Source organism: Pseudomonas saudiphocaensis, from assembly GCF_000756775.1.
Taxonomy (GTDB): domain Bacteria; phylum Pseudomonadota; class Gammaproteobacteria; order Pseudomonadales; family Pseudomonadaceae; genus Stutzerimonas; species Stutzerimonas saudiphocaensis.
In genome coordinates, this window is record NZ_CCSF01000001.1 from 964,471 (window position 1) to 987,126 (window position 22,656).

The following is a 22,656-nucleotide window of genomic DNA, read 5'->3' on the forward strand; positions in this document are numbered from 1 at the left end:
AATACCTCTTCAAAGGGCTTCTGTGTGCTTGCGCGTAGAACGCTCACGGAGATATTCCACTACTGCGTCTTGCTCGCCTGCGAATTCAATCCTCGAAGCCTTGCTCTCACGCTGATACACGTACATAGGGTCGTAATAGCCTGTCAGCAGGGCCTTGATCCAGTCGCGGTGCAGATCCACAGCACCGCTGCGGGCCTGTTCGGCCAGCGCCTGATCCATGATCAGCGCCAGACGCTTGTACTGTTCACCGCCAAGGCGCTTGCTAATATTGACAAGGCTTTGCTGCAAACGCTCAGCAAAGGCACTGAAACCTGAATCGCCCTGTTCAGCGATGAACTCGCCACAGAGATCGATCACGTAATCCTTGAGGATGCGCTCAACCCTGCCCTCAAGACTGTCTTCCAGCCATACCAGCGGATACCGCTGCATACCCTGAAACAGTGACAGCGGGACCGAGCAGCGGCCCACAAGGCGCGCCTCATCCTCGAGCACGAACTGGCTGACGTTGGCCGCCTGCATTTTCAACAGACGGACCGCCAGCGCGTTTTCGAAATCAATCTGTGCCGGCTGCGGCGTGGCGCGCTTGCCAAAGCTTGATCCGCGATGATTGGCTAGCCCCTCAAGATCCACACTGCTGTTGTCGAGTCGAGCCAGCACCTCGGTCTTGCCGGTGCCGGTCATGCCTCCGACCAGCACAAAATCCAGACTGGCCGCCGCCTGCTCCAGGGAGTCGAGGAGAAAATTGCGCAACGCCTTGTAACCGCCGGTCACCCGCGGATAGTCGATACCTGCTTCGCTTTTCAGCCACTGCTGAACGATTTGCGAGCGCAAGCCGCCGCGAAAGCAGTAGATATAGCCCTGCGGGTTGTTACGGGCGAAATCAGCCCAGGCTTGAATTCGCTCGTCTTTGAGCGACCCGCTTACCAGCCGGTTGCCTAACTCGATGGCGGCCTGCTGGCCATGCTGCTTGTAGCAGGTACCAACCTTCTGCCGCTCAAGGTCGTTCATCAATGGCAGATTGACTACACCGGGAAAGGCTCCCTTGGCGAACTCTACCGGCGCTCGCACATCGACCATGGGTATGTCAGCGAGAAACAACTGACGATAATCGCAGGTATCCTCGCGCATCAGCGAACCTCTACCGCGAAGTTGCCCGCTTCCACCAGTTCGCCAATCGGCTCCAGGGCCAGGCCAAGCTCGCGTGCGACTTGAAGAAACTCAACCTCACCTTCGGGCGCTACTGCCACCAGCAGGCCGCCGCTGGTCTGCGGGTCGCAGAGCAGTTGCTTATGCGCCTCATCCAGGCTGGCAATACGTGCGCCATAGCTGTCGAAGTTGCGCCCGGTGCCACCGGGTACGCAGCCTTGTTCCAGGTAGTATTCCACTCCGTCGAGGCGCGGCACGCTGGCATAGTCGATACGCGCGGTGACGCCACTGCCGTCGGCCATTTCTACCAGATGCCCAAGCAGGCCGAAGCCGGTGACGTCCGTCATCGCTCGCACGCCGGCAAGCTTGCCAAAACGGCTGCCCGGTGTGTTCAGGGTGCACATCAGGTCGCGCGCGCGGCCAACATCCTCGGGGCGCAGCTTGGCCTGCTTCTCCGCAGTGGTGAGGATGCCAATGCCCAGCGGCTTGGTCAGATACAACCGGCAGCCCACCGTGGCCGTGTCATTGCGTTTCATCTGGTTCCTGTCCACCAATCCGGTGACGGCCAGACCAAAGATTGGCTCTGGGGCATCAATCGAGTGCCCACCGGCCAGAGGAATGCCCGCAGCATCGCAGACAGCACGGCCGCCGGCGATCACTTCGCGCGCGACTTCCGGCGGCAGTACATTTACTGGCCAACCTAGAATGGCGATGGCCATCAGCGGGTTGCCGCCCATGGCGTAGATGTCGCTAATGGCATTGGTTGCAGCGATACGCCCGAAATCGAAGGGGTCGTCGACGATGGGCATGAAGAAGTCGGTGGTCGAAACCACACCGCGTTCGTCATCAATGCCGTACACCGCCGCATCGTCGCGCGAGGCGTTGCCGACCCACAAGCGCGGATCAAGATTCTGTGCGCCGCTGCCTGCGAGAATCACATCCAGCACCTTTGGCGAGATCTTGCAGCCGCAACCGGCGCCATGGCTGTATTGAGTTAGGCGAATGGGTTCGCTCATCTGGGTAGCCTCGTGACGGACGCAAAACGGGCGGCGATTGTAGCAAGAAGGCTCCGGCCTGACGCATGCCCAAGCTTGCCGCAACACGACGAATTATTTTTTCCGCAGGCTTGATGGCCGAGGCTCCAGGACCGAATCTAGTGATTCACAGGAGAAATGCATGAGCAACAAGGTCGCGCTGGTATTGGGCTCCGGAGGCGCGCGTGGATATGCGCATATCGGGGTCATCGAAGAACTGACGGAACGGGGTTACGATATCTCTTGTATCGCTGGCTGCTCCATGGGCGCAGTGGTTGGCGGAATCTACGCCGCCGGCAAGCTGGACGAATACCGCACCTGGATCGAATCGCTCGACTACTTTGACCTGCTGCGGCTGATGGACCCAAGCTTCAGCCTTGGCGCGATACGTGGCGAAAAGATCTTCGGGCGCATTCGGGACATGCTTGGCACGCTCAATATCGAGGACCTGCCGATTCCCTTCACCGCTGTTGCCGCCGACCTTACCAATCAACAGGAGATTTGGTTTCAGGAGGGCAATCTAGAGCAAGCCATGCGCGCTTCCGCGGCCATTCCCAGCCTGTTCACGCCGGTCATTCAGGGCAACCGGGTGCTGGTCGATGGCGGCATCCTGAACCCTCTGCCGATCGTACCTGTGGTGTCCAGTCACAGCGATCTCATCATCGCGGTCAATCTCAATGCCAACAATCATCGGCAATACCCCTTGCCGGAGATTTTCAGGCCGGGGCGTTTCGACTCGATGATGACCTCCATCACTTCTCACATTCCTTTCTGGCCCAACAAGGACGAAGAAGAGCAGCTTGCGGAGCTGCAGGCCGGCGAGGCTGCCCGGAGTGGGCCACCCGCTGCGCCAACCGGAAACTGCCCACCGAAATCGGCCGAGGGTTCGAGGGTGGCGGATATAAGCGGTCCGGCATCGCTGCTGGAGCTGGTCAACCAGAGCTTCGAAGTGATGCAGTCTTCCCTGACGCAATACAAGATCGCCGGTTACCCACCCAATGTACTGATCAACATCCCCAAACGGGCCTGCCGCTTCTACGAGTTTTACAAGGCCCCGGAGCTGATCAAGCTGGGACGGATAGTGGCCAGCGATGCCATGGACAAGTACGAGACGGAGCAGTGCTAGGAGGCCGCTGAGCTATTGCCGCCGTGCCAGCGGACTTTACTCAGCGTGCTTTTCCGGCGCACTTGTGGGCGCACTGATCTGCGGAACCTCCTTGCGCACCCAGTCGCCCAGCAGGCTGTAGGCCACAGCCAGCAACGTCGGCCCGAGGAAAAGCCCCATAAAGCCGAAGGCCAGCACTCCGCCGAACACACCCAATAGCACAACTACCAACGGCAGGTTGCCGCCTCGGCTGATGAGATAGGGTTTCAGGACGTTGTCCACCCCACTGATGATGAACATGCCCCAGATGCCGAGGAACACCGCCATTCCGTACTGCCCCTGCCAGACCAGCCAGGCAGTCGCAGGCCCCCAAATCAGTGGCGGCACCATCAGGAAGCTGAAGGCGAAAGTCATCAATCCCAGCAGCAAGGCGCCTGGCACGCCAGCAATGCTGAAGCCGATGTAGGCCAGGATCGCCTGAGCCGCTGCCGTACCAATCACACCGTTGACCACACGCTGCACGGTACCGGCCACCAGCTCCAGATAATGGTCGGCACGCCCACCGATCAACCGATGCAACAAGCTGTGGACGAAGGCCGCGAGCTTGGGACCGTCGCGATAGAAGAAGAACACCAGCACCAGACTCAGGGCCAGCTCCAGCATCCCGCCACCGATGCGCGCACTGCGCATCAACAGCCAGTTGCCGACCTGCCCGATATAGGGGCGGATGGTGGCAAAGAAGGCCGTTCCCTGCTCATCCACCGTGTACCAGAGTTCTAGAAGGCTATCGCCTATCAGCGGAAGTTCCTCGAGCCAGCCTGGCGGATCCGGCAATCCTTCAACCTGAAGGTTATGCAGCAGGATATTGACCTCGCGAATCTGGTCGGCAATGTTCAGCCCCAGCCATATCAAGGGCACCGCAACCAGCACCATCCAACCGAACGTAAGCAATGTCGCGGCCAGGGTTGAGTTGCCATTGAGCTGACGCGTCAGCCAGCGCATTACCGGCCAACTGGCGAACGCCAATACCGCCGCCCAGAATAGTGCGGAGGCAAAGGGTGCCATCACCCACAGGCACGCACCGAGCAGTGCCAGAAGCAGGATCTGCACCAGCAGACGATCGTTGTTGAGCATCAGATTACCTATCCGTGTAAACGTGGCATGACGGCAGCATCGGAAATTATGCGGCTATTGCAGTCTGAAACGCTCGTTAGCGCAATAGCCTGATACGCAGACCTTTTTCCGCCGAGGTGTCGCCCTCCAGACGGCGAGCGGAGATGCGCTCAGCCAGCAGAGCTTCATGCCAGGCCGCAGCGCCCTCACCTTCCAGCGCGACCCGTATGGTGCTGTCCAGACGCAGGACATTGGCCAGCAAGGCCGCCCACTCCTGGCTGGGCTCATCGGCCAGACGGGGGAGCCATAGGGTCCCCGCGTTTTTCAGCTGGCGCAGCAGCGTAGCCGGATTCGGCAGGATGACACCCAAAGGCTGCGCGGGACTGAACTGCTCCACGTGCAGATAGGGCCTGCCATTGCCCCGGGTGATGCCATATAGAGCTACCAGGTTACCGGAGTCGTCCGCCTGGCGGGCCAGAAGATAAGCCTGCTGCGCCTCCGGGCCGTAGAGGCTGGCGCGCTGGAAGATGTCATTGGCCCAGAGGCTGCTGGAGCCGCATTCACGCCCCTCGCACCAGAACAGCAGTTCGGCTCCCGCCTCGATCAGCTGGTTGCGTGCATTGTTGAACGCTTCGATGCCGCTATGGGTTTCCGGCAGCTGGTAGGTAACTGCTGACAACTGACCTGTAGCAATGATCGGATTACTCGTTCTCACACGGCCACTGATACGGCGTATCCCGTCCATTGGGTAGGTACGTTCCAGCGCCGGCTGCTCCCTGGAGGAGACGACCTGCGCTTGGGGGTAGCTCGACATCACATCGATATTCGCGACAGTGGAAAGCTCCACGGCGCCTGCCACGCTGGCAAACAGGGTCAGACCCAGCATTCCCATGGCTCTGAAAAGTCTAGATTCCCTGACCACGGCGGCCCTGTGGAGATCGGTCATTGCACTATGTTTCCTGCTGAGACGAAGGCCTCAGCCTCACCAGTTGGCAAAAGCGTGTCAAGCAGGGGTTTGCGACAGATTCTTGCGCAAGCTCCCGTTAGCTAGCCGCAGCGGCGAAGAACGGGTTGAAAACAGCTGCCACCGCCGCCGCCCCCGCCTGATCGTCCAGGTGCAGATGATGCCCACCAGCCAGGTGATGGAGCTCAAACGGCAGGGCGTGCACACGCTCACGCAAGTCGGCATCCACCAGCAGGCCCTGCTCGGCCAGTACCAGACTGGTCGGACAAGCCACCGCCTGGATAAAGGCCTGTGCATGAGCAAGACTCAGACGCAGCGGCGACGGCAACATCAGCCGGGGATCGGTGCGCCAGGTATAACCGCCCGGCACCGGCATCAGCCCCCTCTGCGCGAGCAGTTCCGCAGCCTCCCAACTGACCGCACCGACACCTTTCATGCGCGCCGCCACCGCTTGCTCGAACGTGGCATAGACCGGTTTGCGCTTCTTCTCGACTTTCAGGAGCGCGCGCAATGCCTCACCGAGTTTCTGCGGCGCACCTTCGGCCTCCCCGGTGAAAGGAATAACGCCGTCGATAAGCGCCAGCCGCTCGACTCGCTCGGGCATGGCGCCAGCGAGCAAGACCGCGACGATGGCGCCCATGGAGTGCCCAAGCAGCGAAAAACGCTGCCAGCCAAACTGCTCCGCCGTCTGCAGAACATCATGGGCGTAGTCCCAGAGGTTGTACGCAGCGCCCCGGGGGCGATGTTCGGAATGACCGTGTCCAGGCAGGTCCAGCGCAACGATGCGTAGGCCGTCTAGCAAAGGCGCAAGTCGGCTGAAGGTCGCTGCGTTGTCGAGCCAGCCGTGCAGAGCGATAACCGGCTGGCCGTTCTCATGTCCATAGAGATGGGCCGCCACTTCAATGTGCGGCAGGCTCAGACGGACCTCTTCAAACACGACGCTCATGCAGCACCTCTTTCCAGCCCCAGATCGGCCCAGCGCGTAAACAACTGACGGAGCAGCCGCGTCGTATCCTGGGGATGCTCCAGCGGGAACATATGCCCGCCGGGCAAGGTATGCCCTTCGCCATGGGCCATCAGACGCAGCAGATAAAGATGATGCGGCATCACCACCCGGCTTTTCTGCCCTCTCACCACTGCCAGCGGGATCTTGAGAGCATGGGGCCAGCCGGGAGTGATATGCGGCACGCTGCGGTAGATGCTGATTTCAGTGTCGGGATCAAAACGCAGACGCAGCCCTTTGGCCGTCGGCTCCAGTCCGTGCTCTACATAAGCATCCAGACATTCTGGGTCGAAGGTTCGAAACAGCGCACGACTGGCGAAATATTCCCGTGCTTCCTCGACACTGGCGAACTCCTCGCGTCGCCCAAGAGTACGCCCGGCTGGCGTCAGACGATCAATAAAACCACAGCGCTTGGCGACCCAAATGACGGTCTGATCGAACCAGGTCGGCATGGGTGAATCGAGCATGACCACCCCGCGGTATAGCTCGGGGCGCTGCAGCGCGGCGTGATAATGCAGCATGCCGCCAAGCGAATGGCCGACTCCCCAGACCGGCTCTTTAAGGGCCTCAAGTTGCTCCACTAGTTCCCGGACCAGGTTCTGCCAGTTGTCGTCCACCGGAAAGCGCGGGTCATGGCCGTGCACTTCGAGATGAGTAACGTCATATTCAGGCGCCAGCAAACCGAACAGTTTGCGATAGGTGCCGGAAGGAAAGCCGTTGGCGTGGGCGAAGAAAATGCGCTGCGTCATTGGGTGCTGGATGCTTGAGAAAGACAGCCATTGTCTGGCGCCCTTCCCCACGCGGCAATCGGCCCATGGAGCAGAATGAAAGGCAGTCGCGCCAAACAAGGCGCCAGCGACGCCGGCTGGCTACTGGCCGGGGCGATCAGCCCCAAGCGGCACCACCGCGACCGTCAATCTTGAGATACAGCTGGCTTTGCCGTCTTCGCCGCTCAGGCGAATATCCCAGACGTGTGTAGAGCGCCCCAGGTGTACCGGGCGGCACACTGCCGTAACACGCCCGCTGCGCAGGCCGCGCAAATGGTTGGCGTTGACCTCCAGCCCCACGCAATAGAAGTGCCCAGGATCAATGCAGTAGTGACTGGCCATTGACCCCAAAGTCTCGGCCAGCACCACCGAAGCACCACCATGCAGCAGGCCATAGGGCTGATGAGTGCGTGAATCCACCGGCATGCTGGCCGTGATGGATTGCTCATCGACTGCTTCGAAGCGGATATCGAGCAGTTCAACAATTGAATTCTTGCCGCTCGAGTTGAGCTGCTCGAGATCAGGTTGACGTTGCCAGATCAAAGGGGCTGCCTCCGCTTGTCGTCACGAGCCGGATGGCGCAGCCTGACAAGCTGCATCAGCCCAGCCACCAGGTCCTCACCCTCCAGCTCGGCCAAACTCGCCGTGGCCATGGGTAGAGGCGTATCACGACGGCCATTGATCAGGAGATCACCCAGCACCCCAACCAGCGGCTGGTGTGTCACCAGAAGGATCTCCTTCTCGCTGCGACGGCCAAGATAAAGCAGCGCATCGCCCGGATCGGATTCGGGCGTAAGCCAGGGTACCGTTTCCACCTCGCCGCTGAAGCCAAGCTCCTGCCGTACGATCTCAGCAGTCTGCTGGGCGCGGTTGTATGGGCTGACAAGAATGACCTGCAATTCGCGACCACGCAGATGGGCCGCGCTGTCCCGCACTTCAAGCTTGCCGGCATCATTCAGGTTGCGCTCGGCATCGGTACGCGCTCTCGGCTCGGCCTCGCCGTGACGCAATAGCCACAACTTCATGCTTGCGGCTCCTTCGGTACATCGGACGCGGCCGGAGGAGGTGTTTCGATATCAGCAGGACGCGGCAGCGGCCAGTCGGACATCGGCCAGGGTTTGCGATCGGTATTGAAGGTAGCGAACCGGCCAATCTGGGCAACGTACTGGCTGAGGCTATCGCCAAAGCCGCGCAGACTCTCGTTGACCTTGCCGTTCAATGCACGCATGACCAGCTGCGCAACCACGACCACCAGCAACACCACCTCGGCGATCTGCCAGACGAAAAAGAAAATCAGCATCCATATCGCGCGCATGATCAGCGACTGGCGCTCGGCATTAGTGTGGGATGAGTTCATCGGTATCTCCGCTGTTCTGGCTCAAAAGCCGTCGGTCGAAATGAAATCCACGTCGGTTTTTGGCTCGCCACGCATCAGCAGTCCGATCACCTGTTCCAGCGTGTGGCCCTCGAACAGGATGGCATGCAACCCTGCGACCAATGGCATGTAAACCTGTAATTCTTCAGCCCTGGCCTTCAGCACCCGGATGGTATTGACCCCCTCGGCGACCTCTCCGAGACGTGAGACCGCCTCATCGAGGCTCAACCCTTGGCCAAGCGCGTGACCTACCTGGAAATTGCGACTCTTTTCCGACGTACAGGTAACGATCAAATCGCCAACCCCGGCGAGGCCGAGGAAAGTCATCGGGTTGGCGCCCAGCTTGACAGCGAAACGGGTCATTTCGGCAAGAGCACGGGTAATCAGCATACTGCGGGTATTCTCGCCCATGCCCAGGGCAGCAGCCATGCCGGCCATAATTGCATAGACATTCTTTAAGGCACCGCCCAGCTCGACACCGAAGCGATCTGTACTCGCGTAAACGCGGAAAGTACGCCCGTGTAGCACGGCCTGTACCTGCTGGCACACCGCTTCATCAAGGCTGGCGACCACAGTGGCGGTCAGGGCATGCTCGGCAACTTCTCGCGCCAGGTTAGGTCCGGAAAGCACACCAATACGGGCCTGCGGAGCAATTTCTTCAAGAATTTGGCTCATCAACTTAAAGCCCTGAGCTTCGATCCCCTTGGTGGTGCTGACCAGGATTTTACCCGCCAACCGCTCAGCGAACGGCGACAGCGCCTGACGCAGCGCGATCGATGGTAGCGCTACGAAAATCAATTCGCAGTCGTCGAGTGTCTGACCGAGGTCAGTGACCGGATCAATCTGCTCTAGCAGCATTACGTCCTTGAGATAGCGTGGATTCTGGCGCAGGGTGCGCATGATCTCGGCCTGCTCGGGGTCACGCATCCACAGGCGCACGCTGTGGCCGTTCTCGGCCAGCAGATTAGCTATGGCGGTTCCGAAGCTGCCGCCGCCAAGCACCGCGATGGGTTGCTGTTCAGTCATGAGGTGTCCGTTTCGAGCCATTTACCGGCGATGCCAGCATTATACGTTGCAGCAGGCGCACAGTCAGAACAAAGACTGGCAGTCTCTGAAGCATCAGGTAACAGATCCAACCAGCCCTAACAGTCCCTTGCTCCGCCTTATGCCGACCATCCCCCCATGGTCTATAAGGGAACCGAGTGTCAGAAGGTCGTTGTCAGAACGTAGGAGTGTTAAAGTAGCGCCCCGTTTCCGTCATGAAATCGCTCGAGCGCAGGCGGAAGCGCACGACATAGCCGTTTGTAAGCAACCTTGAAACGCAGTTAGCGAGGATTAGACAAGGCGAAATTCGGCCAGAGATCGCACTTTACAGCTAATAATTGTGCCTTTTATGGAGTTTTTAACCTTAGCCTGGTCTGGTGCAGTTGCCTTCAGAGGAGCCCCGTGCTGTGACTTTAGGCGCAGGGTGGCAGTCTATGACTAGTCTTTTATGATCAGACTCTTGATTTTCGAGTCGAATGAAAAGCAGCAAGCCCTTCCATGTAAGGGACCATTGAGGAATACGCATGACCAAACAACAGGCCTTTACTCGGGAAGATCTGCTCCGTTGCAGCCGCGGCGAGCTATTCGGCCCCGGTAATGCGCAACTGCCCGCACCGAACATGCTGATGGTCGATCGCATCGTTCATATCAGCGAGGTGGGTGGCAAGTACGGCAAGGGCGAATTGGTCGCCGAGCTGGATATCAATCCGGACCTCTGGTTCTTTGGCTGCCATTTCGAAGGCGATCCGGTCATGCCTGGCTGCCTCGGTCTGGATGCCATGTGGCAGCTCGTCGGCTTCTACCTCGGCTGGCAAGGCAACCCAGGTCGCGGTCGCGCTCTGGGATCTGGGGAAGTCAAGTTCTTCGGCCAGGTTCTGCCGACCGCCAAGAAAGTCACCTATAACATTCATATCAAGCGCACCATCAGCCGCTCACTGATCCTCGGTATCGCCGATGGCACAGTCAGCGTTGATGGCCGCGAGATCTACAGCGCCGAAGGTTTGCGTGTCGGCCTGTTCACCTCTACCGATAGCTTCTGAAGGACTTCCGCATGCGTCGCGTCGTGATCACCGGCCTGGGTATCGTTTCCTGCCTCGGCAATGACAAAGACACCGTCTCCGCTAATCTGCGTGCCAGCCGCCCCGGCATTCGCTTCAATCAGGCCTACGCGGACATGGGCCTGCGCAGTCAGGTCTCCGGTTCAGTCAATCTGGACCTGGAAGAGCTGATCGACCGCAAGATCCTGCGTTTCATGGGCGATGCGGCGGCTTACGCCTATCTGGCTATGCAACAGGCTCTGGAAGACTCGGGCCTCAGCGCCGATGACATTTCCAATCCACGTGTCGGCCTGATTGCCGGTTCCGGTGGCGCCTCGACCATCAACCAGATGGAAGCCATCGATATCCTGCGCGACAAGGGCGTCAAGCGCATTGGCCCGTATCGCGTGCCACGCACCATGAGCAGCACGGTCTCTGCCTGTCTGGCCACGCCGTTCCGCATCAAGGGCATCAACTATTCCATCGCATCGGCCTGCGCCACTAGCGCACATTGCATCGGCCATGCAATGGAACAGATCCAGATGGGTAAGCAGGACGTGGTTTTCGCCGGTGGTGGTGAAGAGGAGCACTACAGCCAGAGCTGCCTGTTCGACGCCATGGGCGCCCTCTCCAGCCAATACAACGAGACGCCGGAGAAAGCGTCCCGCGCCTACGACGCCAAGCGTGACGGTTTCGTCATCGCCGGCGGCGGCGGCATGGTGGTAGTCGAAGAACTGGAGCACGCCCTCAAGCGCGGCGCCAAGATCTATGCAGAAATCGTTGGCTACGGCGCCACTTCCGATGGCTACGACATGGTTGCCCCGAGCGGCGAAGGCGCACTGCGCTGCATGCAGCAGGCGATGGCCACCGTTGAAGGCGAGATCGACTACCTCAACACCCACGGCACTTCCACGCCGGTAGGTGACGTGGCGGAAATCAAGGCTGTGCGCAACATGTTCGGCGACAAGATCCCGGCCATCAGCTCGACCAAGAGCCTGTCCGGCCACTCCTTGGGCGCAGCAGGTGTTCATGAGGCGATCTACAGCATGCTGATGATGGAAGGCAACTTCATCGCTGGCTCAGCGAACATCGATGAACTGGACCCGGAAGTAGCCGACATGCCGATCGTTCGCGAGACTCGCGAAAATGCCAAGATCGACACCGTGATGAGCAACAGCTTCGGCTTCGGTGGAACCAACGCTACTCTGGTGCTCAAGCGTTGGAAAGGCTGATCGGTTAGCTGCAGATAACAAAACGCCCCGACTTGGTCGGGGCGTTTTTGTTTGTGGCTTTGCAGACAAGCCCAGAGGCTTCCGGTTACTGTCCGATTAGATCAGTCGCTCATCCGCCACTTCGGCAGTATCGCCATGGGCAATGCAAGATGCCGCCGTGAACAGCGCATCGGTCGAGGAGTTCAGCGCAGTCTCGGTCGAATCCTGCACGACTCCGATGATGAATCCTACTGCAACTACCTGCATCGCCAGGTCATTGGAGATCCCAAACAAGCTACACGCAAGCGGTATCAGCAGCAGCGAGCCGCCAGCCACGCCCGAAGCGCCACAGGCGCAAATCGACGCCAGCAAACTGAGCAGGATCGTAGTCGGCACGTCCACCACGATACCCAGCGTATTGACCGCAGCCAAAGTCAGCACCGTGATGGTGATGGCAGCCCCGCCCATGTTGATGGTGGCGCCCAGCGGGATCGCGATCGAATAGGTGTCCTTATGCAGACCCAGGCGCTCGCAAAGCTGCATGTTGACCGGAATATTCGCGGCCGAACTGCGGGTGAAGAATGCAGTTATTCCGCTTTCACGCAGACAGGTAAGCACCAGCGGATAGGGATTCCGGCGAATCTTCCAATACACGATCAGCGGATTCAGCAACAACGCTACGAACAGCATGCTGCCCACCAGCACCAGCAAGAGTTTCAGGTAACTGGCGAGGACTGAAAAACCGGACTGCGCCAGTGTTCCGGCAACCAGACCAAACACACCCAGCGGAGCGAAACGAATCACCCCCTTGACGATGAACATCACGCCATCAGAGATATCCCCGAGCAGCTCTCGCGTGGTGTCCCGAGCGTAGCGGAGAGCGACCCCCAGCCCGATGGCCCAGGCCAGGATGCCGATGTAGTTGCCTTCAAGCAGCGCGTGCACGGGGTTGTCGACGATGTTGAACAGCAGTGTTTTCAATACCGCGCCGATACCCGATGGTGCTACCACCTCGCTCGTTTCGCTGACCAGTATCAGGGTCGTCGGAAACAGGCTGCTGGCGATAACGGCCACCACTGCCGCACCAAGTGTACCCAGCGCATAAAGAACCAGGATTGGCCGAATGTGCGTGGGCTGTCCTTGCTTATGAGTGGCAAGAGAAGTCGTAACCAGTACAAATACCAGTACCGGCGCTACAGCCTTAAGACCTGCAACGAACAGATCACCCAGCCAGCTGAGTGAACGCGCCGCCTCCGGTAGCAGCACGGCAAGCAAACAGCCAGCGACCAGGCCGGTGATTATTTGCGTCACCAGACTGATGCGGCTGTAGGCTCTGAAAAGACGGGTTGAGAGATCTGACATGACGGGAGTCTCGGCGCATGAGGGCTTCGGGGGTCAGGCGTTTGACGATAATACGACGCGCCAAACAGCCGATAAAAGCGCCGAATGGTACGCCCCCTCGCCTCATCTGCCCAGCACCTGAAGGCGCCTGGTGCGACGCCTCGGCTTGCCCGAGGCGGCAACTGTCCGGTCAGATACGGAACCGCGCGACGAGATTGTTCAGATCGATGGCCAGACGGGACAATTCCTGGCTGGCCGCGCTGGTCTGGTTGGCGCCTGCAGAGGATTGCAGTGAGAGGTCACGGATGTTCACCAGATTACGGTCAACTTCACGGGCGACCTGGGCCTGTTCTTCTGAAGCGCTGGCGATCACCAGGTTGCGCTCACTGATCTGGCTGATGGCTGCGGTGATTTCATCCAACGCGTCCCCGGCAGCGCGGGCGACTTCCAGTGTGGTGCGTGCCCGCTCATTGCTAACTTGCATGGCCTGCACAGCCTTGTCGGTATTCTGGTGGACATCGGCGATCATCTGCTCAATTTCCTGAGTGGACTGCTGCGTACGGTGCGCCAGAGCCCGCACTTCATCGGCCACCACGGCGAAACCTCGACCGGCATCGCCAGCGCGTGCAGCTTCAATGGCTGCGTTCAAGGCCAGCAGGTTGGTCTGCTCGGCCACCGAGCGAATGACCTCGAGCACCTGACTGATATCGCGCACCTGCCCTGCCAGCTGCTCCACCTGCGTCGCCGTAGTCGTGACGTCACCAGCCAGCAAGTTGATGGAGTCGACTGTTCTGATCACCTGCTGGCGACCTTGCTGGGCGGTGGCATCCGACTCACGCGAAGCCTCGGAAGTCGCCACGGCATTACGCGCCACTTCATCCACCGCAGCGGTCATTTCATTTACCGCTGTTGCCGCCTGCTCGATCTCATGGTTCTGCTGATGCAGGCCGCGGGTCGAATCTTCGGTCACCGCGTTCAGTTCTTCCGCCGCAGATGCCAGCTGATTGGAGGAGTCAGAAATGCTCTGGATGGTGTTGCGCAGACTGTCCTGCATGGTTTTCAAGGCTGTCAGCAGCCGTGCGGGCTCATCTCGGCCCACGACGTCGATGCGGTGCGTGAGGTTGCCAGAGGCTACTACTTCAGCGATGGTCACTGCTTCATTCAGAGGACGGACAATGCTGCGCGTAAGCAGCATGGCAAGGATGACCGTTGCCAGGGCTGCAAGCAGCATGGCGAAAATCACGCCATTGAACGCACTGGACGCAGCTGCTTCTGATCGCAATGAGGCTTGATCGGCATTGCCACCGTTGTACTGGAGGAGCTCTCGCAATGCTGCCGAGGCATCTCGGGCATGCTGGTTTAGCTCGCCATTGGTAAGCGCAATGGCTTCCTCTACGCGTCCTTTTCCGGCCAGGTCAACGATCTGAACCTGATGGCGCTCGTAATTGGCAAAAGACTGTTCAAACCGAGTCAGAATCGAGCGGCCTTCCTGGCTAGTGATCAAGCCGTCCAGCCTCTGGCGTGCCGATGCAAGCGAACTCTTCAGGTCTTCGACAGCGGTAACACCTCGACGAAACTCTTCACCCTGTTCGGTCACCAACAGTCGCAGGGTTGCCGCACGTAGACGTAGAAACTCCTGATTGACCTCGCCCAGCGAAACGATGCTGGGTAACCAACGAACGTTCACTTCACGCGCTTCTTTTTGCATCGAGGATATTTGCAACAGGGCGAAACCACCGAGCAAAAACACCAGCAAGGCAACTACACCGAAGCCAAGCCCGGCTCGTAATGCGATAGTCATCTGCCTGAACATAGTTCATCACCTTCCGAAATACTGAATGGATAAAACAGTATCGGCCCGCAGTCACGCAACTTGACCGGGTTTGACGATAGGTATGAGTAAGGCGATCAGGCAGTCCTGAAGGGGCGAGCGTTAACGCTTGGCCGGCAGTATCTCCAGAAAGTTTTCACGAGCTACTCGATGAGCGACCTTTTCTGACAACCCATCGAGAAAAGGATCAAATGCCTGCATACCTTCAGCAAGACTGTCGAAACGGCCCACTACATCACTGCCGAGCATGAAACGGGTTGGGTGGCGCTCAACCAATTCAAGCCACTCGGCGCGTGGCTTATCGTCCTTATCCAGCAGATAAGGGCGAAGCATGGTCCATGACAGGTCGATGTAGAGATTGGGATAGTCGTCGAGCAATCGCGTTACGGTCGGCAGCAGAAAATCCAGCTCCTCCTGATGGCGGTGCAATTCCATGCTGGTACCGGCATGGGCCCAGATGAAGCGAGTGTGCGGATGATTGCGCAGCGGTTCCTCCAGCTCGGCCAGGTACAGTGGATTTCGCTCGCGCTTGGAGGTGAGGTTGGAATGCAGCATCACTGGCAGGTCGAACTCGGCAGCCAAGTGGTAAACCTTTGCCAGCGCTTCATTATTGGCGCGCGGAGTATCCCCTTCGGTCAGTGCAGTGATGTCATCGTGGCGAGTAAAGATCTCGCCTATCCCCTGCCAAAGACCTGGATTGAGCTCGAGCATCCGGCGGATGTGGGTAGCGGCATTCTTGTCATTGGGGTTGAACCCTGACAGAAAAGGGTGAAAGCGCTTGCGCTGTTGCTCGTCCAGTTCCTCCATGGCGGCGGCGATGATCACGTCGGTGGCGCTGTACCAGTACACCGGAGCATCATCCCCAGCGTAGTAGCGTGGTCTCTTCGGCTCGTTTTCATGCCACTTCTTGGCTACCGGAATGCCACTGACCATGGCGTGATCGATATTGCCCGCATCCATCGCTTCGATGAGCTTGGAAACTCCAGCACTTTCCTGAAAGAAATCCACCAGATGCAGGTGCGCATCACTGTAGCGATAGTCACGCGCCTGAGCTGACGCGATGGTTGCGATCAGACAGACCGCGACGAAACACTTCTGAATATTGAACACTGATGTCCTCCTGACAGCCAAGCGGATAGACCACCGGCCAGTAGGTGGGTTCAGGATTTAAAGAAGATCTGCCCCGCTCGCGCATTAATATTGTTCAACTCCAGACTTCCCACCGATTGCAATTACCCAGTCGCTCCCTGAAACGCAGAAGGCCCGTCATCGACGGGCCTTCTGTTCTTTTTCACAAATGCTTAAGCGGAAAGCTCAACCAACAGTCGGTTCAGGCGCTGCACATAGGCTGCCGGATCCTTGAGGCTGTCGCCCGCAGCCAGTGCTGCCTGATCGAAAAGGATATGCGAGAGATCGGCGAAGCGATCTTCGTCCGGCTCGGCATCCAGCTTTTCGATCAGCGGGTGCTGCGGGTTGATCTCGAAGATCGGCTTGGACTCCGGCACCTTCTGCCCGCTGGCTTCGAGGATCTGGCGCATCTGCAGCCCCAGGTCCTGCTCGCCGATGGCGAGGATCGCAGGGGAGTCGGTGAGACGATGGGAAACCCGCACCTCGGCCACTGCGTCACCCAGCGCACCCTTGAGGCGCTCCACCAGGCCTTCCTTCGCCTTGGCGATTTCTTCCTGGGCCTTCTTGTCTTCTTCCGAATCCAGCTTGCCCAGATCCAGATCGCCCCGAGCAACATCGACGAACTGCTTGCCGTCGAACTCGGTCAGGTAGCTCATCAGCCACTCGTCGATGCGATCGGTGAGCAGCAGCACTTCGATGCCCTTCTTGCGGAAGACTTCCAGGTGCGGGCTGTTCTTGACCTGGGCGTAGGACTCGCCGGTGAGGAAGTAGATCTTGTCCTGGCCGTCCTTCACGCGGCCCAGGTAATCGGCCAGCGAAACCGTCTGCTCGCCGGAGGCGTCCTGGGTGGAGGCGAAGCGCAGCAGACTGGCGATCTTCTCCTTGTTGGCAAAGTCTTCGGCGGGACCTTCCTTGAGCACCTGGCCGAACTGCTTCCAGAAGGAGGCGTACTGCTCGGGCTCGTTCTTCGCCAGCTTCTCCAGCATGTCCAGCACGCGCTTGGTCAGCGCCGACTTCATGGAGTCGATCACCGGGTCCTTCTGCAGGATCTCGCGCGAGACGTTCAGCGACAGGTCGTTGGAATCGACCACGCCTTTGATGAAGCGCAGGTACAGCGGCAGGAACTCGTCGGCCTGGTCCATGATGAACACGCGCTGCACATAGAGCTTGAGGCCCTTGGGCGCTTCGCGCTGGTACAGGTCGAACGGTGCGCGGCCCGGCACGTAGAGCAAGGAGGTGTATTCCAGCTTGCCTTCGACCTTGTTGTGGCTCCAGGCCAGCGGGTTCTCGAAGTCGTGGGCGACGTGCTTGTAGAACTCCTGATATTCCTCGTCCTTCACCTCGGTGCGCGGACGGGTCCAGAGCGCGCTGGCGCGGTTGACGGTTTCCCACTCCGGCTCGGCCGGCTTGTCTTTCTCCTCACCGTGGAACTCTTTCGGCAGCTCGATAGGCAGCGCGATATGGTCGGAGTACTTCTTGATGACGTTGCGCAGACGCCAGCCATCAGCAAATTCTTCTTCTCCAGCCTTTAGGTGCAGGACGATACGGGTGCCGCGTTCGGCCTTCTCGATGGTGGCCACTTCGAACTCGCCCTCGCCTTTCGAGGACCAGTAAACACCCTCTTCCGCCGGGGTGCCGGCGCGACGGCTGAAGACTTCAACCTGGTCGGCAACGATGAATGCCGAGTAGAAGCCGACGCCAAACTGGCCGATCAGATGCGAGTCCTTCTTCTGGTCGCCAGTCAGATGCTTGAGGAAATCGGCGGTGCCTGATTTCGCGATGGTGCCCAGATGAGCCACGATCTCTTCGCGATTCATGCCGATACCGTTGTCATCGAGGGTAACGGTCTTGGCGTCCTTGTCGAAGCTGACACGAATCCGCAGATCACCGGCGCCTTCGAGCAACTCGGGTTTGGCCAGCGCCTCGAAGCGCAGCTTGTCCGCGGCGTCGGAAGCGTTGGAGATCAGTTCGCGAAGGAAGATTTCCTTGTTCGAATACAGCGAATGAATCATCAGGTGAAGCAGCTGCTTCACCTCAGTCTGGAAGCCCAGGGTTTCTTTGTTTTGAGTTTCCACGGCACTCATCGTCTACGAACTCCACATCATCAATGGCACGGGCCGCAAAAGCGGCGATGACAGGCAGATGGGGGGCCGTGGTCAGGAATTCAAGTGTTATAGGCAGATCTTCCGAAGGCCCGCTGCAGTCCAAAAGGTTTTATGCCCGCAGCGGCATCAGCAGACTGCTAGGGCTCAAGCAGTTCGAGCATCACGATTTCGTCCGGTGCAAGGTTGTAGACCGCCTGCCCCGAACCTTTGAGCAGATGCCTGATAGCCAGGTTGCCCTCCCGGTCGATACCGATGAAGCGCCCTTCGGCCATTGCCCCCCGCTCCGTATGGGCACGCACTCGCAGCTGGACATAGCTCGCCGGATCACGCAGCAGATGCTGCAGGGTAAAACCGTGCCGGCGATCCTCCCGGACTGCAGAATCTTCCTCAACGGAGTTTTTCTGCCTGTCGCTTTCCTGGGCCTGTTCAGGAGCGTGCACAAGCTGTTCTTCGCCAGCTTTCAACTCGTCGACAAGCAGTTCGATACTGCCACTGATGCTGGTGCGCAGATGCACGGGTAGAACCAGATGAAAATCACCAGACAGCTTGTCAGGTGATACTCGTTGTAGATCGAGGTGCAGCGTGTAGCCGTTGTCGACTCTGCGCGCCTCGGGCAGCTCCTGCTCCGGCTGCGTCCAGCTGATTTCCACCAAAGCCGGGGGATCGACGTCTTCCGGCAGGATATCGAGGCTCAAGGCGGCACCAGGCTGGACGCTATCAAGCCGGACGATCAATTCCTGTCGAGCGAAGGGATCGCTGCCTTCACGCAGCGTCAGTACATCGCCGGTAAGGGTTCCGACACTCGGGTTGAAAGGACGCCCGTACAGCTGGCCACGCAGGCCTATACCCGGCCTGGCATTCTGGGCCGCCTTGCCTGGCTCAAGCCACTTGAGCCCAACAAGCGTTTCGAATCGCTCCGGTGCCTGACTGGCCAGCAGAGAAAGCCCCACCACAAGTGGGATAACGCCTAATCCGAAAAGCCCGATCGCCTTGCGTGCCGTCTTCCAATGAGCAACGACATAGATAGGCGTAATCGGCGGGAGCAGCGCGCCGACACCCCATAGCAGGCTGGTACCAAAGGCCAGTACTACCAGCCAGACGACAGCGACGACCATCAGCAGCAATCCGCCGAGTATCAGCAACGCATCCATTCAATATCCTTGTGGCATCTGTGGTGGTAGCCGCTTTCGCCTTGGCAGGTCGTTAAGCCCCCTGACGGCAAACTTCAGCAACTTGCCTTGCCGTGCAGAACCCGGCCTGTTAGGGCTCATCCACCTTGAAGTGGCAACGTGCAGTGGCAATGGGCTCGCTCTGATTGGTTTGCCAGGCCGTGACTGCGACATTGGCTACACGACGCCCTTGGCGCCAGACCTGGCAAGCGGCAAAGGTGTCACGATAATGACCGGCTCGCAGATAATCTATCGAGAAGTCGATGATTTTGGGCAAATGCGGGCTGCCCATGAACATCAACAAATGCAGCATCGCCGCATGTTCCATGAATCCGGCAATCACTCCGCCATGCAGTGCCGGCAGCGTGGGATTGCCGATGTTGTCCATGTTGCTAGGTAGGCGAAAGACCATTTCGTCCCCCAGACGCAGGCATTCGATACCGATGAGCCGTGCGTAGGGAACCATCTGTAGCAGCGGATCATAGTTATTGGTTTCGTGGGCCTGGCGCACCCAGTCATTCAAATTTCTCTCGCTCATGCTTTCATCCCCACCACGCCAGTTTTACCCATTCGCATGAATGCACCGACGACATGGGCGATGGGTTCGTTGATATCTCGCTGATAGGCGACGCCACGGGTAAAAATCACGGTCGGAGTCACGCGATAGCATTCAGCGAAACCGAACACATCATGATCCGGCTCGGCGGGATGCATGTAATCGATACGCAGATCCAGCGTTGGGCATATTTCCAGTTCAGGCAATGCGCAGGCCGTGGAAATGCCGCAGGTGGTATCCATCAACGTCGTGATGGCGCCACCGTGGATGATCCGGGTTTCAGGGTCGCTGACGATATGGTCGCTGTAGGGAAGGCGCAGGGTCAGTCCGCTTCGGTCGGCCCGCTCAACACTCATACCCAGAACTTGGCAATGCCGCAGGAAGGAAAGGAAGCGCTGGGTACGCTCCAGAATCACAGGGTCGCTCATGGGCGAAGTCTCGACGGTAAAACAAGCCGCGCATGGTAACGCCTCGCTGCCGGGCTACCTATTCCTTGGGCGCTTCGCTCGGCAAGGTTGGCGTGAATACCATCACGTCGAGCACAGAGGAATGGAACTCACGGTGGTAAAGAATCAGTACCACGCCTGCTGTCACCACCATGAAAAACCAGGGATTGATGAACCAGGACAAAGTCGCCATGCCGAAGTAGTACGCGCGCAACCCAAAGTTGAACTGATTGGCAGCCATTGAAATGACACGCGCGGAACGCTCAGCAAAGGACTTTCGCTCCTGATCACTGACGTTACGTTCTCCCACCATGGGCGCCGACGCCACCAGCACGGCGGCAAAATTGTATTGGCGCATGCACCAGCTGAAGGTGAAGAAGGCGTAGACGAAGACCACCGCCAGGGCGAGCAGCTTGACCTCGGACAGTTCCCGGCTTACGGGCTGTGCGAAAGGTAATTCAGCCAGCAGGGTCACCGCGCGATCGGAGGCACCCAGTGCAGTCAGAACACCGGCCAGAATAATCAGCGTACTTGAGGCAAAGAACGAAGCGTTGCGTTCAAGATTGCCGATCACGTTGGCGTCGGCGATACGGTTGTCGCGCAACATCAGGCGCTGCATCCAGTCCTTGCGATATAGATGCAGCACACTGGCCAGACAGGCCGTGTCCCGACCGCGCCAGATGGCATAGTGGGTGTAACCGACCCAGCAGGCAACAAACCAGACCACCGCAATCACATGCGGCAGCAAATGTTCAGGAATGGACATCAGGCCTCCTCCTTCTGGCGCTGTGCCGCATTATAGCCAGCAGGCTTGACGCTCTGTCGAGCCTGCTGGCTATTGCCGGAGCGCCCTGGGAGTCAGGCGGCCCTGGGTGCGCCCGCCACTCGGTCCACGATGATCGCGGCCAACAGCGTCACCAGTACCGGCACCAGCCAACCCATGCCCTGCTGGGCAAACGGCAACTGCTTGAACAGCTCCGGCACCAGTTGATCGAAGCCTGCCGCAGCCAAGCCATCCACCACGCCGAAGATCAGCGTGATCGCCATCGTCGGGATAAAAATGCGAGGCGCTGATACCCACAAGCGATCCAGCAAGCTGAGGGCGACCAGCACGATCGCCAGCGGATAAAGGCCCACCAGAACCGGAACGGAGACGCTGATCAGCTGGGTCAACCCCTGGTTGGAAACCAGCAGGCTGAACCCGGTGAATACCACTACTACTGTGCGATAGCTCACCGGCAGCACACCGCTGAAGAACTCTCCACAAGCCGCCGTCAGCCCAACAGCGGTCGTCAGGCAAGCCAGCGTGATGACCACGGCCATCAACAGGCTGCCAGTACTGCCGAAGGTGTGTTGAACGTATGTCGTCAGGATCTGCACGCCATTGGAGGCATCACCGGCGATGCTATGGCTGGTAGCACCGAGATAGAACAGCGCCAAATACACCAGCGAAAGTCCAATTGCCGCAATTACGCCCGCAATCATCGAGTAACGGGTCACCAGTGCCGCTTCGGTGACACCGCGATCACGAATCGCAGTGGCAATCACGATGCCGAACACCAACGCCCCCAGTGCGTCCATGGTCAGGTACCCGTCCAGGAATCCCTTGAGTAGCGGACTGGCCCGATAGCTTTCGGCGGTCTCACCAATCGCACCAGCGGGTGCGAATAATGCGGCGCAACCCAGAACAGCCAGTGCAGCCAGCAGGACGGGGGTAATGAATTTGCCGACTCGGTCGATGAGTCGTCCGGGGTTGAGCACCAGAAACAACACCGCCAGGAAGAACACGGAGGTATAGATGAACAACGGGGCGGCCGTATTACCGGTAAAGGGCGCAATGCCCATTTCGAACGAAACTGTTGCCGTACGCGGCGTCGCGAACAGTGGACCGATGGCCAGATAAACGGCCACGGCCAGCGCTAGGCCTGCCCAACGCCCCAGCGGTGCAGTCAGCCGATCCATACCGCCGCCCACACGAGCCAGTGCCACTACTGTCAGCAACGGCAGGCCGACGCCGGTCAGCAGGAAGCCGATTGAAGCGGGCACGATGCGATCACCGGCAGCCATACCGGCGCTAGGGGGAAAGATGATGTTGCCCGCGCCAAGAAATAGCGCGAACGTCATGAAACCAAGTGCCAGGACGTCCTGGCCTTTCAATCGAGTCATTGGGGATACCACTGCTAAAGACGCAAGCGCCCTGGCTGTTCAATCGCGGCGATGTGCCGCTCGCAAAAAAAGACGTGGCACCTTACTGGAATTGCCGGCTGGAGACGAGTTTCTT

At 59.1% G+C, this 22,656-nt stretch carries 22 protein-coding genes and 1 pseudogene; 3 read left to right on the plus strand and 20 right to left on the minus strand.

Annotation, left to right across the window (positions count from 1 at the left end; translation table 11 throughout):
* Window positions 1–9 precede the first annotated feature (9 nt).
* Entirely contained in the window at window positions 10–1,128 is a 1,119-nt protein-coding gene (gene mnmH, locus BN1079_RS04585) for a tRNA 2-selenouridine(34) synthase MnmH (RefSeq protein WP_037022651.1), read from the minus strand.
* Window positions 1,128–2,162, minus strand: a complete 1,035-nt coding sequence (gene selD / locus BN1079_RS04590) for a selenide, water dikinase SelD (protein WP_037022652.1) — start codon at window positions 2,160–2,162, stop codon at window positions 1,128–1,130. Before selD ends, mnmH begins: the two co-directional genes overlap by 1 nt.
* A gap of 160 nt (window positions 2,163–2,322) precedes the next feature.
* On the opposite strand from selD, the gene BN1079_RS04595 reads away from it, so the two are divergent.
* The gene (locus BN1079_RS04595; protein WP_037022653.1) at window positions 2,323–3,306 is read left to right on the plus strand and encodes a patatin-like phospholipase family protein; all 984 of its coding nucleotides are present in this window, start codon (window positions 2,323–2,325) and stop codon (window positions 3,304–3,306) included.
* Window positions 3,307–3,342: 36 nt separating this feature from the next.
* Here the strand turns inward: BN1079_RS04595 and BN1079_RS04600 are convergent, their stop codons facing one another.
* The 8 genes from BN1079_RS04600 to BN1079_RS04635 form a co-directional block, all read right to left on the minus strand.
* The gene (locus tag BN1079_RS04600; RefSeq protein ID WP_037022654.1) at window positions 3,343–4,419 is read right to left on the minus strand and encodes an AI-2E family transporter; all 1,077 of its coding nucleotides are present in this window, start codon (window positions 4,417–4,419) and stop codon (window positions 3,343–3,345) included.
* A 76-nt stretch (window positions 4,420–4,495) separates the two neighbouring features.
* The gene (locus BN1079_RS04605) at window positions 4,496–5,284 is read right to left on the minus strand and encodes a DUF4892 domain-containing protein (RefSeq protein WP_037022655.1); all 789 of its coding nucleotides are present in this window, start codon (window positions 5,282–5,284) and stop codon (window positions 4,496–4,498) included.
* Window positions 5,285–5,441: 157 nt separating this feature from the next.
* The gene (locus BN1079_RS04610; RefSeq protein WP_037022657.1) at window positions 5,442–6,308 is read right to left on the minus strand and encodes an alpha/beta fold hydrolase; all 867 of its coding nucleotides are present in this window, start codon (window positions 6,306–6,308) and stop codon (window positions 5,442–5,444) included.
* On the minus strand, window positions 6,305–7,114 hold the full coding sequence (locus BN1079_RS04615; protein WP_037022659.1) for an alpha/beta fold hydrolase: 810 nt from the start codon (window positions 7,112–7,114) through the stop codon (window positions 6,305–6,307). Before BN1079_RS04615 ends, BN1079_RS04610 begins: the two co-directional genes overlap by 4 nt.
* Window positions 7,115–7,234: 120 nt before the next feature.
* On the minus strand, window positions 7,235–7,675 hold the full coding sequence (locus BN1079_RS04620) for a hotdog fold thioesterase (protein WP_037022661.1): 441 nt from the start codon (window positions 7,673–7,675) through the stop codon (window positions 7,235–7,237).
* The gene (gene sixA, locus BN1079_RS04625) at window positions 7,672–8,157 is read right to left on the minus strand and encodes a phosphohistidine phosphatase SixA (RefSeq protein WP_037022666.1); all 486 of its coding nucleotides are present in this window, start codon (window positions 8,155–8,157) and stop codon (window positions 7,672–7,674) included. Before sixA ends, BN1079_RS04620 begins: the two co-directional genes overlap by 4 nt.
* Complete coding sequence (locus tag BN1079_RS04630) at window positions 8,154–8,489, minus strand: DUF4389 domain-containing protein (RefSeq protein WP_037022668.1); 336 nt, start codon at window positions 8,487–8,489, stop codon at window positions 8,154–8,156. Before BN1079_RS04630 ends, sixA begins: the two co-directional genes overlap by 4 nt.
* Window positions 8,490–8,510: 21 nt before the next feature.
* Window positions 8,511–9,533 (minus strand): NAD(P)H-dependent glycerol-3-phosphate dehydrogenase, encoded by a 1,023-nt coding sequence (locus BN1079_RS04635; protein WP_037022671.1) that lies wholly within the window; start codon window positions 9,531–9,533, stop codon window positions 8,511–8,513.
* Window positions 9,534–10,075: 542 nt separating this feature from the next.
* Between BN1079_RS04635 and fabA the strand changes: the two genes are divergently transcribed.
* Both fabA and fabB read left to right on the plus strand, forming a co-directional pair.
* Window positions 10,076–10,591, plus strand: coding sequence for a 3-hydroxyacyl-[acyl-carrier-protein] dehydratase FabA (gene fabA, locus BN1079_RS04640; RefSeq protein ID WP_037022674.1), 516 nt, complete (start codon window positions 10,076–10,078; stop codon window positions 10,589–10,591).
* 11 nt (window positions 10,592–10,602) lie between these two features.
* Complete coding sequence (gene fabB / locus BN1079_RS04645) at window positions 10,603–11,820, plus strand: beta-ketoacyl-ACP synthase I (protein WP_037022677.1); 1,218 nt, start codon at window positions 10,603–10,605, stop codon at window positions 11,818–11,820.
* Between the two features lie 96 nt (window positions 11,821–11,916).
* Here fabB and sstT read toward each other — a convergent pair whose 3' ends face one another.
* The 10 genes and pseudogenes from sstT to brnQ form a co-directional block, all read right to left on the minus strand.
* Window positions 11,917–13,161: a serine/threonine transporter SstT gene (sstT, locus tag BN1079_RS04650; protein WP_037022680.1), complete on the minus strand. Its 1,245-nt coding sequence runs from the start codon at window positions 13,159–13,161 to the stop codon at window positions 11,917–11,919.
* Between the two features lie 169 nt (window positions 13,162–13,330).
* Entirely contained in the window at window positions 13,331–14,371 is a 1,041-nt protein-coding gene (locus tag BN1079_RS17940; protein ID WP_408581875.1) for a methyl-accepting chemotaxis protein, read from the minus strand.
* Between the two features lie 96 nt (window positions 14,372–14,467).
* Window positions 14,468–14,953, minus strand: a pseudogene (locus BN1079_RS17945) (MCP four helix bundle domain-containing protein); the annotation flags it as partial.
* A 120-nt stretch (window positions 14,954–15,073) separates the two neighbouring features.
* Window positions 15,074–16,081, minus strand: a complete 1,008-nt coding sequence (locus BN1079_RS04660; protein WP_037022682.1) for an amidohydrolase family protein — start codon at window positions 16,079–16,081, stop codon at window positions 15,074–15,076.
* A 191-nt stretch (window positions 16,082–16,272) separates the two neighbouring features.
* Window positions 16,273–18,183, minus strand: a complete 1,911-nt coding sequence (htpG, locus tag BN1079_RS04665) for a molecular chaperone HtpG (RefSeq protein ID WP_037022685.1) — start codon at window positions 18,181–18,183, stop codon at window positions 16,273–16,275.
* 158 nt (window positions 18,184–18,341) lie between these two features.
* Complete coding sequence (locus BN1079_RS04670) at window positions 18,342–19,355, minus strand: hypothetical protein (protein ID WP_037022686.1); 1,014 nt, start codon at window positions 19,353–19,355, stop codon at window positions 18,342–18,344.
* Between the two features lie 109 nt (window positions 19,356–19,464).
* The gene (locus BN1079_RS04675) at window positions 19,465–19,911 is read right to left on the minus strand and encodes a PaaI family thioesterase (RefSeq protein WP_037022688.1); all 447 of its coding nucleotides are present in this window, start codon (window positions 19,909–19,911) and stop codon (window positions 19,465–19,467) included.
* A complete protein-coding gene (locus tag BN1079_RS04680; protein WP_037022691.1) occupies window positions 19,908–20,357 on the minus strand; it encodes a PaaI family thioesterase in 450 nt (149 codons plus the stop codon). Before BN1079_RS04680 ends, BN1079_RS04675 begins: the two co-directional genes overlap by 4 nt.
* 58 nt (window positions 20,358–20,415) lie before the next feature.
* Entirely contained in the window at window positions 20,416–21,141 is a 726-nt protein-coding gene (locus tag BN1079_RS04685; RefSeq protein ID WP_037022693.1) for a DUF599 domain-containing protein, read from the minus strand.
* Window positions 21,142–21,233: 92 nt separating this feature from the next.
* Window positions 21,234–22,541 carry a branched-chain amino acid transport system II carrier protein gene (gene brnQ, locus BN1079_RS04690; RefSeq protein WP_037022695.1) on the minus strand — a complete coding sequence of 436 codons (1,308 nt, stop codon included), beginning with the start codon at window positions 22,539–22,541 and terminating at the stop codon, window positions 21,234–21,236.
* Window positions 22,542–22,656: the final 115 nt, after the last annotated feature.

Coding starts and splice junctions, on each gene's coding strand:
- fabB (WP_037022677.1), top strand. CDS start 10,603: ATGCGTCGCGTCGTGATCACCGGCCTGGGTATCGTTTCCTGCCTCGGC.
- BN1079_RS04595 (WP_037022653.1), top strand. CDS start 2,323: ATGAGCAACAAGGTCGCGCTGGTATTGGGCTCCGGAGGCGCGCGTGGA.
- selD (WP_037022652.1), bottom strand. CDS start 2,162: ATGAGCGAACCCATTCGCCTAACTCAATACAGCCATGGCGCCGGTTGC.
- sstT (WP_037022680.1), bottom strand. CDS start 13,161: ATGTCAGATCTCTCAACCCGTCTTTTCAGAGCCTACAGCCGCATCAGT.
- BN1079_RS04605 (WP_037022655.1), bottom strand. CDS start 5,284: ATGCTGGGTCTGACCCTGTTTGCCAGCGTGGCAGGCGCCGTGGAGCTT.
- sixA (WP_037022666.1), bottom strand. CDS start 8,157: ATGAAGTTGTGGCTATTGCGTCACGGCGAGGCCGAGCCGAGAGCGCGT.
- htpG (WP_037022685.1), bottom strand. CDS start 18,183: ATGAGTGCCGTGGAAACTCAAAACAAAGAAACCCTGGGCTTCCAGACT.
- BN1079_RS17940 (WP_408581875.1), bottom strand. CDS start 14,371: ATGCTGCTTGCAGCCCTGGCAACGGTCATCCTTGCCATGCTGCTTACG.
- BN1079_RS04635 (WP_037022671.1), bottom strand. CDS start 9,533: ATGACTGAACAGCAACCCATCGCGGTGCTTGGCGGCGGCAGCTTCGGA.
- BN1079_RS04630 (WP_037022668.1), bottom strand. CDS start 8,489: ATGAACTCATCCCACACTAATGCCGAGCGCCAGTCGCTGATCATGCGC.
- fabA (WP_037022674.1), top strand. CDS start 10,076: ATGACCAAACAACAGGCCTTTACTCGGGAAGATCTGCTCCGTTGCAGC.
- BN1079_RS04610 (WP_037022657.1), bottom strand. CDS start 6,308: ATGAGCGTCGTGTTTGAAGAGGTCCGTCTGAGCCTGCCGCACATTGAA.
- brnQ (WP_037022695.1), bottom strand. CDS start 22,541: ATGACTCGATTGAAAGGCCAGGACGTCCTGGCACTTGGTTTCATGACG.
- BN1079_RS04615 (WP_037022659.1), bottom strand. CDS start 7,114: ATGACGCAGCGCATTTTCTTCGCCCACGCCAACGGCTTTCCTTCCGGC.
- BN1079_RS04685 (WP_037022693.1), bottom strand. CDS start 21,141: ATGTCCATTCCTGAACATTTGCTGCCGCATGTGATTGCGGTGGTCTGG.
- BN1079_RS04680 (WP_037022691.1), bottom strand. CDS start 20,357: ATGAGCGACCCTGTGATTCTGGAGCGTACCCAGCGCTTCCTTTCCTTC.
- BN1079_RS04670 (WP_037022686.1), bottom strand. CDS start 19,355: ATGGATGCGTTGCTGATACTCGGCGGATTGCTGCTGATGGTCGTCGCT.
- BN1079_RS04600 (WP_037022654.1), bottom strand. CDS start 4,419: ATGCTCAACAACGATCGTCTGCTGGTGCAGATCCTGCTTCTGGCACTG.
- mnmH (WP_037022651.1), bottom strand. CDS start 1,128: ATGCGCGAGGATACCTGCGATTATCGTCAGTTGTTTCTCGCTGACATA.
- BN1079_RS04675 (WP_037022688.1), bottom strand. CDS start 19,911: ATGAGCGAGAGAAATTTGAATGACTGGGTGCGCCAGGCCCACGAAACC.